The organism is Streptomyces sp. NPDC000941 (assembly GCF_053599555.1).
The window spans coordinates 1-9,722 of the sequence record NZ_JBSFMM010000324.1 but is presented as its reverse complement, the minus strand read 5'-3'; the positions used below and the strand labels follow the sequence as shown (position 1 = coordinate 9,722).

Here is a 9,722-nt window from a genome sequence, read left to right as displayed (position 1 = left end):
GGAAAAGCGACCGCCCGACGTTACGGCGTGTCGCTGTCTCATACTCACCGCAAAGTCACTGGCCTGGGGAGCCTGAGGGCCGCGAGGACCGGGAGATGGTCCGAGGCCGCCCTCAGATCCGCCTCGGTGACCCCGGGCAGCCCGGTCGGCACCCCGCAGCCGAGGACCTCCACGCCCTCGGTCGCGAACAGCGCGTCGATACGCTCACGCGGCTGCCCCGGCGGATACGTCAGCTCGCTCCCCCAGGGCTCGGTCGCCCAGGCGTCGCGCAGCGATCCGGCCAGCCGCCGGAAGGCGCGGCCCTCGGGCTGATCGTTGATGTCACCGGCCAGGACGGTGTACGGGACGTCGAGCCGGGCGAGGTGGTCCAGGACCATCCCCGCCTGGTCGTGGCGCTGGGCCTCGGCCAGGCTCAGATGGCAGCTGACCACGCCGAGCCTGATGCCGTTGTCCCCCCGGTGCCCGCCCCCGAAGCGCAGCACGGCGGTGGCCAGGCCGCGCCGGTGCAGCCCGGGGACGTGGGGCAGCAGGATGTCCTCGGTCCGCTCCACATGGGCGCGCAGCGAGGTCAGCAGCATCGGGCCGGTGGCGGTGGCGCCACCGGTGGTGTGGACGAGGCCGGTCTCGCGGGCCAGCCAGGAGGCGGCCTTGCGCCAGCGGAAGAAGCGCGGCGCCTCCTGGACGCACAGCACGTCGGGCGCGCAGGCCCGGACCACCCGGACCAGCGCCTCGCGGTCGTCGCGCATCGAGCGGATGTTGTAGCTGAGCACCCGCACCACCGCCGCGTCCTGGGCGGTGGCCGATGCGGGCAGGTCCACGAGCACCATGCGTCGTCCCCCCGACCCCGTCAGCCCTGGCGGGCCAGGTCGGCGGCGCCGACGAGCCCGGCCTTGCCGCCGAGCTGGGCGGCGAGCACCTGGGCGTGCGGACGCCACTGATTGCCCACCAGCCAGCGGCGGAAGGACTTGCGGATCGGCTCGAGGACCAGATCGCCCTCGTCGGAGACGCCGCCGCCGACGATGAACGCCGAGGGGTCGAAGAGCGAGGCCAGGTCGGCGAGGCCGGCGCCGGCCCAGCGGGCCAGCTCGCGGAAGGAGTCGATGGCGACCGGGTCGCCCTGGCGGGCGGCGTCGCTGATGTGCTTGCCCTGGATGCCCTCGGGGGTGCCGTCGCCGAGGGCGAGCAGCACCTCGGCGCTCTCCGGGGTCGCGTTGGCGCGCTGCTTGGCGTAGCGGACCAGCGCGCGGCCGGAGGCGTACTGCTCCCAGCAGCCCTGGCTGCCGCAGCCGCACAGCAGCCCGTCCGGGACCACGCGGATGTGGCCGAACTCGGCGGCCACGCCGAAGCGGCCGCGGTGCAGCTTGCCGCCGATGATGATGCCGCCGCCGAGGCCGGTGCCGAGCGTGATGCACACGACGTCGTCATGGCCCTGGCCGGCGCCGAAGCGGTACTCGCCCCACGCCGCGGCGTTCGCGTCGTTCTCGACGACGACGGGGAGGCCCACGCGCTGCTCGACCTTGTCCTTGAGCGCTTCATGGCGCCAGTTGATGTTGGGCGCGAAGAGCACCGTGGCGCGCTTGTCGTCCACGTAACCGGCCGCGCCGATACCGACGGCCTCGATGTCGTGGCCGGTGCTGACCTCACGCACCGCGCCCGCGATGGCGTCGACGACCCCCTCGGGAGTCTGCGGGGTCGATACCTTGCACGTCTCGAGAATCGAGCCCTCTTCGTCGACCACGCCAGCTGCGATCTTCGTGCCGCCGATGTCGACGCCGATGGTGAGTCCCATGTGTCCCTCAGTTATTTGGTCGAACCCCGCCGAGCACAACGGTACCGGAGTATGGGGCTCAGTCGAGGTCGATGTGTTCACTACTCGAAGACTCGTTGCCGTTGTCCGGGCCCTTTTCCGGCTTATCGGCGCGGTCGTCGGCCTCGGTGGCACCGTCGTCGTCGCCACGCGTCCAGCGCTGCTCCTGCCCCTGGACGGCGGCCCGATAAGCGGCAAGGAGCTCGGTGCCGGCGGTGGCGAGGTGATCGAAGACCTCAGGGTTCCGTTCGATGACCGGTTCGACAGCGGCCTTCGCCTGTGCGATCAAGTGTTGTACGGCGCCCTGCACGGCCGTCCCGGCCAGCGGGGCCTGGGCCCCGGCCAGCCTGTCGGCGACGGCCTCGGCCAGTTTGCGCAGCTCCTCGGCCGCGCTGCCCGGCTCATGGCCGCTCTCGCGGGCCCGGCGGCGGGCCCGCTCCGCGGCGAGGTCCTCGGCACAGGCCCGCTCCCAGGCGTCGGGGTCGATGTCGGTGACCGGTACGTCGTCGACCGGTACGTCGGTGACCGGGGATTCGGCGGGGCGCTCGGTGGCGTCGTCGCTCATGGCGGGCTCCTGCGGCGGAGGGACTGGCGGCCCGGGGGTGTTCATCCGGGCTTGCTCTCGACGTTACCGGAATGACAAGGCGAGAAAAGGGGCATGGGGCGTCACAGGCTCCTCGGCCACAGCTCGGGGTCCGGGGCGAAGCGGACGTTCAGGCGGCCGTCGCGCAGCCCGGCACCGGACACGGTGCAGCGGCGCAGGGCGGACGGCAGCGGCAGCACCCGGTGGAACGGGCCGACGGTGACGATCAGTTCATCGCCGCGGCGCACCAGGCCGAGGGCGTCGCGGTCGGCGCCGGGCAGCGGCAGCCGCCACACCAGCTCCCCGTCGGCGGCGAGACGGTCCTCGACCGTCCACGGCTCGGCGGCCGGGCGGTCGGGACGCGGCTCGGGAGCACCGACGGAGGCGACGAGGGCGGCGAGCCCGGCGGCAGGTCCGGCAGCCGGCGCGGCGGCGAACCCGGCGGGTCCGGCGAACCCGGTGGGTCCGGCGAGCCCGGTGGCGGGTTCGGCGGCGGGTCCGTCCGCCCCGTGCGCACTGCCCGGCCCGTGCGCACCGGCCGGCCCGTCGGAATCCTGCGGGCCGACGGCGTCCCGCGGGCCGTTCGCCTCGAGCGGGTCGCGGCCCAGGTGGGGCAGTTCGCGGACGGGGACGTCGGGCGCCCACTGCCCGTGCAGCTCCTTGAGCGCGGCCTGCTGCTGCCCGGACAGCGCCGCGAGCCAGGGGTCGGCGGTGCCGGTGGGCAGCAGCCGGTTGGCGACCACGGCCTCCACACGGCAGCCGTACAGCGCGAGCCCGGCGCGCGCGGTGCGCAGCGCCCGGTCGGCGAGCGGCCCCGGGTCCACGACCAGCCGTACGGTGGTGGCCTCGGACTCGATCAGGGCCTGCACACCGGCCAGTTCGCGCTCCCAGCGCTCGGCCGTCTCGTACAGCTTCTGGGCGGGCATCGGCACCCCGGCGAGCTGCGCCAGCATCGGCCGCAGGGCGCGCGCCGCCTGCCGCTCGGCGGGCAGCAGCCGGCGCAGATAGCGGCGCAGCTGCTCGGGCAGCGCGAGGACCGCGACCGTATCGAGGGCGGGCGGCATGTCGACGACCAGGACGTCCCAGTGGGCGGCAGCCGGATCCGTGTCGTGGACCGCGCGCAGCGCGCGCAGTACCGCGAAGGCCTCCGTGCCCGGCAGGCCCGTCAGCTCCTCGGGGTCGAGCGGCGTGGCGCCGAGCATGCCCAGCGCGCCGCTCCCCCGTTCCTGGAGGGAGGTCAGCTCGCCGCGGAACCAGTCGTCGGCGGCGATGCGCGCGGCCCACATGCCGGGGGCGGCCTCGACCGGCGGGGACCACGGCAGCCGCTCGGCCGGCGTCGCGGCGGCGGGCCGGGGCGCGGGGAGGCCGAGCAGCGCCTCCGGGGTGCCGTCGCGGTCGGCCGTGAGCAGCAGGGCGCGCCGCCCCTCGCGGGCGGCGGCCAGCGCGGTCGCGGCGGCGACGGTGGTGCGGCCCGCGCCGCCGGTACCGGTGACGAGGACCGTACGCATGAAAAGGAGCCTCCGGGCAGGGTGGGGCTGAGGACGGGCTTCCCGACCGTAGCGGGATCAGCGGCGCTCGCGGTCGCGCCCGCGCCGGGTGAGGCCCAAGGGCCCGGACAGGACTTAGTCGGCGCTCTCCACCCGCTTCTTCAGACCGGCCAGCGCGCGGTCGATGATGACCTTCTCGGCCTTGCGCTTGATCATGCCGAGCATCGGGATCTTGACGTCGACGGTGAGCTGGTAGGTGACCTCGGTGCGCTTGCCGCTGTCGACCGGGGCCAGCAGGTACGAGCCGTCGAGGGAGCGCAGCATCTGGGACTTGACCAGGGACCAGCTGACCTGGTTGTCACCTGTCCAGGTGTACTCGAGGGTGTAGTCGTCCTTGATCGCCCCGGCGTCGAGCAGCATCCGCACCTTCTCGGCGCGCCCCCGGTCGTCCTTGGTGAGGATGTCGGCCTCCTTCACCTCTCCGGACCACTCCGGGTAACGGTCGAAGTCGGCGATCACCTCCATCACGTCGGCCGGTGCCGCCTCGATCGTGATGCTCGAGCTGGTGTGTTCCGCCATCGCCGTGGTTCCTTCGGTGAGGTGTTGGTCCGCTGATCCGCCGCCTGGGCCCTATGCCGCTGAAGGCTACCGCGCGCGGACTACCACTCCAGGGTCCAGGGGGTGCCGGTCGAGGCGAAGTGTCCGACGTTGACACACTCGGTGGCGCCGATGCGCATCCGGCGGGCGAGCGGCTGGTGGACATGGCCGAAGAACGCGTACTTGGGCCGCACCTCGCGGATGGCGTCGAGGATGGCCGCGCTGCCGCGTTCGAAGCGGCGGGCGACGGTGTCGTAGCACAGCTCGGGGACGTCGGGCGGGATATGGGTGCACAACACGTCGACCTCGCCGAGCTCGGCGATCTTCGCGGCGTAGACCTCGTCGTCGATTTCGTACGGTGTGCGCATCGGGGTGCGCAGCCCGCCGCCGACGAAGCCGAAGACCCGGCCGCCGATCTCGACCCGCTCACCGTCGAGGACGGTGATACCGGATCCGGCGTACTCGGGCCACAGCCTCGGTATGTCGACGTTGCCGAAAGTGGCGTAGGTGGGGGTGGGGAATGCCGCGAAGAGCTCGGCGTACTGGCGGCGTACCGCGGACTCTATGGCGGCGTTGCGGTCCACCCCGTCCCACAGCCGGTTGCCGAATTCACGGGCCTCCTCGAACCGGCGGGCGGTGCGCAGTTCCACGATGCGGTCGGCGTTCTCGACGCCGAACAGGTCGGGGAAGATGCCGCGGGAGTGATCGGCGTAGTCGAGGAAGAGCACCAGGTCGCCGAGGCAGATCAGGGCGTCCGCGCCCTCGCCCGCCCGCTTCAGATCCCGGCTGTTGCCGTGCACGTCGCTGACCACGTGAACTCGCATGCAGGTCAGCCTAAGTCCTGCCGCCTCGGGCCGTCGGGCGCGGGCCCCCACCGCCCCGCCGCCACCTGCCGTTACTTCCGGGTCCTGGGCGGTGTCGACTAGTCTGCGACGAATACGAGAACGGGGTGTGACGCATCAAACATCTGGGAGGACCCCCTATCCCAGATGCCATACCCATCGGTAACGTCCGGGCAGTCCACCATCCCCCTAGCCCGCAGGGATTGCCCGTAGCGGCGCCGGCGCCCGACGAGGAGCAGCAGTCTTGCGCGAGTTCAGTCTTCCGGCCCTGTACGAGGTTCCGGCCGACGGGAATCTGACCGACCTCATCCGGCGCAACGCCGCCCATCACCCCGATGTCGCGGTGGTGGCCCGGAAGGTCGGCGACGAGTGGCAGGACGTCACCGCCACCGAATTCCTCGCCGAGGTGCGGGCCGTGGCGAAGGGCCTGATCGCCTCCGGGGTGGAGCCCGGCGACCGGGTCGCGCTGATGTCGCGCACCCGCTACGAGTGGACGCTGCTCGACTTCGCCATCTGGAGCGCGGGCGCGGTCACGGTGCCGGTCTACGAGACGAGTTCGGCCGAGCAGACCCAGTGGATCCTCGGCGACTCGGGCGCGGTCGCCTGCGTGGTGGAGTCCGCCGCGCACGAGGCCGCCGTCGAGTCCGTACGGGACCACCTGCCCGCGCTGAAGAGCCTGTGGCGGATCGAGGGCGGCGGGGCGATCGAGACCCTGCGGAAGCTGGGCGCGGACATCGGGGACGCGGTGGTCGACGAGCGCAGCGCGATCGCGAACGCCGACTCCCCGGCCACGATCGTCTACACCTCGGGCACCACCGGCCGCCCCAAGGGCTGTGTGCTCTCCCACCGCAGCTTCTTCGCCGAATGCGGCAATGTCGTGGCCCGCCTCAAGCCGATCTTCGTGACCGGTGAGTCGTCGGTGCTGCTCTTCATCCCCGAGGCGCATGTCCTCGGGCGGCTGGTGGAGATCGCAGCGGTACTGGCCCCGATCAAGCTCGGGCATGTCGGGGACATCAAGACGCTCACCGACGAACTGGCCTCCTTCCGGCCGACGTTGGTGCTGGGCGTGCCGCGCGTCTTCGAGAAGGTCTACAACGGGGCGCGGGCGAAGGCCCAGGCCGACGGCAAGGGCAAGATCTTCGACAAGGCCGCCGCGACCGCCATCGCCTACAGCGAGGCGCTGGACACCCCCGCCGGGCCGTCCTTCGGCCTCAAGGTCAAGCACAAGGTCTTCGACCGCCTGGTCTACAGCAAGCTGCGGGCCGTCCTGGGCGGCCGGGCCACCCACGCGATCTCCGGCGGCGCCCCGCTGGGCGCCCGGCTCGGCCACTTCTACCGGGGCATCGGCTTCACGGTGCTCGAGGGGTACGGCCTGACGGAGTCCTGCGCGGCGACCACCTTCAACCCGTGGGACCGGCAGAAGCTCGGCACGGTCGGCCAGCCGATGCCGGGCACTGTGGTCCGGATCGCGGACGACGGCGAGGTGCTGCTCCACGGCGACCACCTGTTCACCGGCTACTGGAACAACGAGGCGGCGACGGCGGAGGCGCTGTCCGACGGCTGGTTCCACACCGGCGATGTGGGCACCCTCGACGAGGACGGCTATCTCACCATCACCGGCCGCAAGAAGGAGATCATCATCACCGCGGGCGGCAAGAACGTGGCCCCGGCGGTGATCGAGGACCGGATCAGGGCGCACGCCCTGATCGCCGAGTGCATGGTGGTCGGCGACGGCCGCCCCTTCGTCGGCGCGCTGATCACCGTCGACCAGGAGTTCCTGCCGCGCTGGCTGGCCGAGCACGGCAAGCCGGCCGACGCCACGGTGGCCGAACTGCAGGAGGACCCCGAGCTGCTGGCCGAGATCCAGCGCGCGGTGGACGACGGGAACGCGGCGGTCTCCAAGGCGGAGTCGGTGCGCAAGTTCCGGATCCTGACCACGCAGTTCACCGAGGACTCCGGGCATGTCACGCCGTCGCTGAAGCTCAAGCGGAGCGTGGTGGTCAAGGACTTCGCGGGCGAGATCGAGGCGCTGTACCAGCGCTGACCCGGCACGAGCGCGGCGGTGGGCCCACGGGACGGCTTCCGTACATGGGCCCACCGCCGCGTCCAGTTGGATCAGCCGAGCAGGCCCTTTGGATCAGCCCTGGAGCAGGCCCTCCAGCCGCTCCGCGAGCAGGTCCCAGCGCCAGCGGTCCTCGACCCAGGCGCGCCCCCGCTCCCCCATCCGCCGCCGCAGCTCGGGGTCCTGGAGCAGCGCGACGATCCGCTCGGCCGCCTGCTCGGCGGAGCCGCCCCGCACCACCCAGCCCGTCTCGCCCTCGAGGACCGCGTCCGGCGCGCCGCCGGAGTCCCCGGCGACGACGGGCAGACCGGTCGCGGAGGCCTCCAGGTAGACGATGCCCAGGCCCTCGACGTCCAGGCCGCCGCGCCGGGTGCGGCAGGGCATGGCGAACACGTCGCCCGCGCCGTAGTGGGCGGGCAGCTCCGCCCAGGGGACCGCGCCGGTGAAGCGTACGGAGTCGGCGACGCCGGTGGTCTCGGCCAGCCGGTGCAGCTCCTTGGCGTACGGGCCGCCGCCGACGATCAGCAGCACGGCGTCCGGGACCTCCGCCAGGATCCGCGGCATGGCCTGGATGAGGGTGTCCTGTCCCTTGCGCGGCACCAGCCGGGAGACACAGACGACGACGGGTCGGTCGGCGAGCCCGAGCCTGGCCCGGACCTCGGCGCCGCCCGAGTCGGGGTGGAAGCTCTTCTCGTCCACGCCGGGCGTCAGTTGGACCATGCGCGCCGCGGCCTCGGGCCCGATGGCGGCGGCGATCCGCGAGCGGGTGTACTCGCCGAGGTAGGTGAGGGTGTCGGTGGACCGGCCGATCCGGCGCAGCAGCCCGCGGGAGGCGGGGAGCTGGGACCAGGCAGCCTCGTGCCCGTGGGTGGTCGCCACCAGCCGCCGGGCGCCCGCCGCGCGCAGCGCCGGGGCCATCAGCCCGAGCGGGGCGGCGGCCCCGAACCACACCGCGGTGCAGCCGTGCGCACGCAGCAGCTCGGTGGCGCGCCGGGTCACCCGCGGGGTGGGCAGCAGCATGGTCGTACGGTCCCGTACGACGCGGAACGGCTGCTCGGCGTCGAACCGGGCGGTGGCCTCGGCACCCTCCCGGCCGCGCTTCCAGGTGGAGGCGTAGACGACGACCCGCTGCGGGTCCAGGCGCAGCGCCATGTTGTGCAGGAACGCCTGGATGCCGCCGGGCCGGGGCGGGAAGTCGTTGGTGACGATCAGGGTCTTGTCCATCCCAGCCGACAGTACCGGCCGCGCTGTGATCAGCGCGCTCTGACCCGCTCCGCCGCCCGGCGGGCGGGGGCCCGTGGCGGGGCGAAGCGGCGGGAGAGGGCGAGTACGGCCAGGCACTGGAGGGCCGCGGCCAGGGCCATGGCCGCGCACACCCCGGGCAGCCCGAGGCCGGACAGGCCGTAGGCCAGCGGCAGTTGGACGGCCGTACCGGCGAGGGTGACGCGCAGCATCAGCGGGCTGCCCCCGGCCCCCTCGAACACGCCGCCGAGCGCGATGAAACAGCCCAGCAGCGCCAGATACGGGCCCACGCAGCGCAGAAACGCCGTACCGGCCGCGGCGACGTCCGGCCGCGCGCCGAACGCCCGCATCACCCATGGCGCGGCGGCCAGCAGCACCACGGCGGCGAGCGCGCCGAGCGCGGCGCCGAGCAGCGCGGCCTGGCGGGCGATGGCGGCCCGCTGGTCGCGGCCGGCGCCGAGGTTGTGGGCGGTGTGGATGGCGGCGGCCTGCCGTACCGCGTAGAAGGACATGGTCGCCACGTACATCGCCTTGGTGGCGATGGCGTACGCGGCGACGGACGCCACCCCGATCCGCGCCACGACGGCCACCAGCAGCAGGGAACCGGCCATCCGGGCCGTGAAGTCGGCGGCCATCGGCAGCCCGGTGGCGGCGGTGGCCCGCAGGGCGGCCAGGGTACCCCCGGCGGGGCGTGGCGCGGCGGCAGCCTCCCGCAGCAGGCGGTTGCGGCGCAGCGCCACAAGACCGGCGGCGAGGGCGGCCGAGCGCCCGGCGACGGTGGCCCAGGCGGCGCCGGTCACGCCGAGCCGGGGCAGCCCGCACAGCCCGAAGACGAACAGCGGGTCGAGGACGAGGATCAGCGCGTTGGCGAGGAAGGCGAGGCGCATGGGGGTGCGGGTGTCCCCGGCGCCCTTGAGGACGCCGTCGAGGAGGTTCTGCGCGAAGAAGACGGCGAGGCCGGGCAGGGAGACGGCGAAGTAGCCGACGGCGAGGCGGAGGGCCTGTCCGTCGCCGCCGCCGAGCACCAGCCGGGCCAGTGGCTCGCGCAGCGCCCAGCCGCCGACCGCGACGGGCGGGATGAGCAGCGCGCACAGCGCCCAGC

The 9,722-nt window shown here is 73.4% G+C and carries 9 protein-coding genes; 1 reads left to right on the top strand and 8 read right to left on the bottom strand.

Going from position 1 to position 9,722, the window contains the following annotated elements; genetic code table 11:
• Positions 1-44: 44 nt before the first annotated feature.
• The 6 genes from ACWDSL_RS49470 to ACWDSL_RS49445 all read right to left on the bottom strand — a co-directional run bounded on the left by ACWDSL_RS49470 (position 45) and on the right by ACWDSL_RS49445 (position 5,298).
• Positions 45-827, bottom strand: a complete 783-nt coding sequence (locus ACWDSL_RS49470) for an endonuclease/exonuclease/phosphatase family protein (protein WP_450495848.1) — start codon at positions 825-827, stop codon at positions 45-47.
• Positions 828-847: 20 nt separating this feature from the next.
• Positions 848-1,789, bottom strand: a complete 942-nt coding sequence (locus tag ACWDSL_RS49465) for an ROK family glucokinase (protein ID WP_450495846.1) — start codon at positions 1,787-1,789, stop codon at positions 848-850.
• A 58-nt stretch (positions 1,790-1,847) separates the two neighbouring features.
• Positions 1,848-2,372: a DUF5304 domain-containing protein gene (locus ACWDSL_RS49460; RefSeq protein WP_450495844.1), complete on the bottom strand. Its 525-nt coding sequence runs from the start codon at positions 2,370-2,372 to the stop codon at positions 1,848-1,850.
• Positions 2,373-2,473: 101 nt separating this feature from the next.
• Positions 2,474-3,898 (bottom strand): ArsA family ATPase, encoded by a 1,425-nt coding sequence (locus ACWDSL_RS49455; RefSeq protein ID WP_450495843.1) that lies wholly within the window; start codon positions 3,896-3,898, stop codon positions 2,474-2,476.
• A gap of 114 nt (positions 3,899-4,012) precedes the next feature.
• Complete coding sequence (locus tag ACWDSL_RS49450; protein ID WP_089514168.1) at positions 4,013-4,456, bottom strand: SRPBCC family protein; 444 nt, start codon at positions 4,454-4,456, stop codon at positions 4,013-4,015.
• An 80-nt stretch (positions 4,457-4,536) separates the two neighbouring features.
• Positions 4,537-5,298, bottom strand: coding sequence for a metallophosphoesterase family protein (locus ACWDSL_RS49445; protein WP_450495841.1), 762 nt, complete (start codon positions 5,296-5,298; stop codon positions 4,537-4,539).
• A gap of 262 nt (positions 5,299-5,560) precedes the next feature.
• Between ACWDSL_RS49445 and ACWDSL_RS49440 the strand changes: the two genes are divergently transcribed.
• Positions 5,561-7,360, top strand: a complete 1,800-nt coding sequence (locus ACWDSL_RS49440; RefSeq protein WP_450495839.1) for an AMP-dependent synthetase/ligase — start codon at positions 5,561-5,563, stop codon at positions 7,358-7,360.
• A 93-nt stretch (positions 7,361-7,453) separates the two neighbouring features.
• On the opposite strand, the gene ACWDSL_RS49435 is transcribed toward ACWDSL_RS49440, so the two are convergent.
• Entirely contained in the window at positions 7,454-8,602 is a 1,149-nt protein-coding gene (locus ACWDSL_RS49435) for a glycosyltransferase family 4 protein (RefSeq protein ID WP_450495837.1), read from the bottom strand.
• 29 nt (positions 8,603-8,631) lie between these two features.
• Positions 8,632-9,722, bottom strand: a 1,091-nt coding sequence (locus ACWDSL_RS49430) for an MATE family efflux transporter (RefSeq protein WP_450495836.1), incomplete at its 5' end; no start/stop codon positions are given.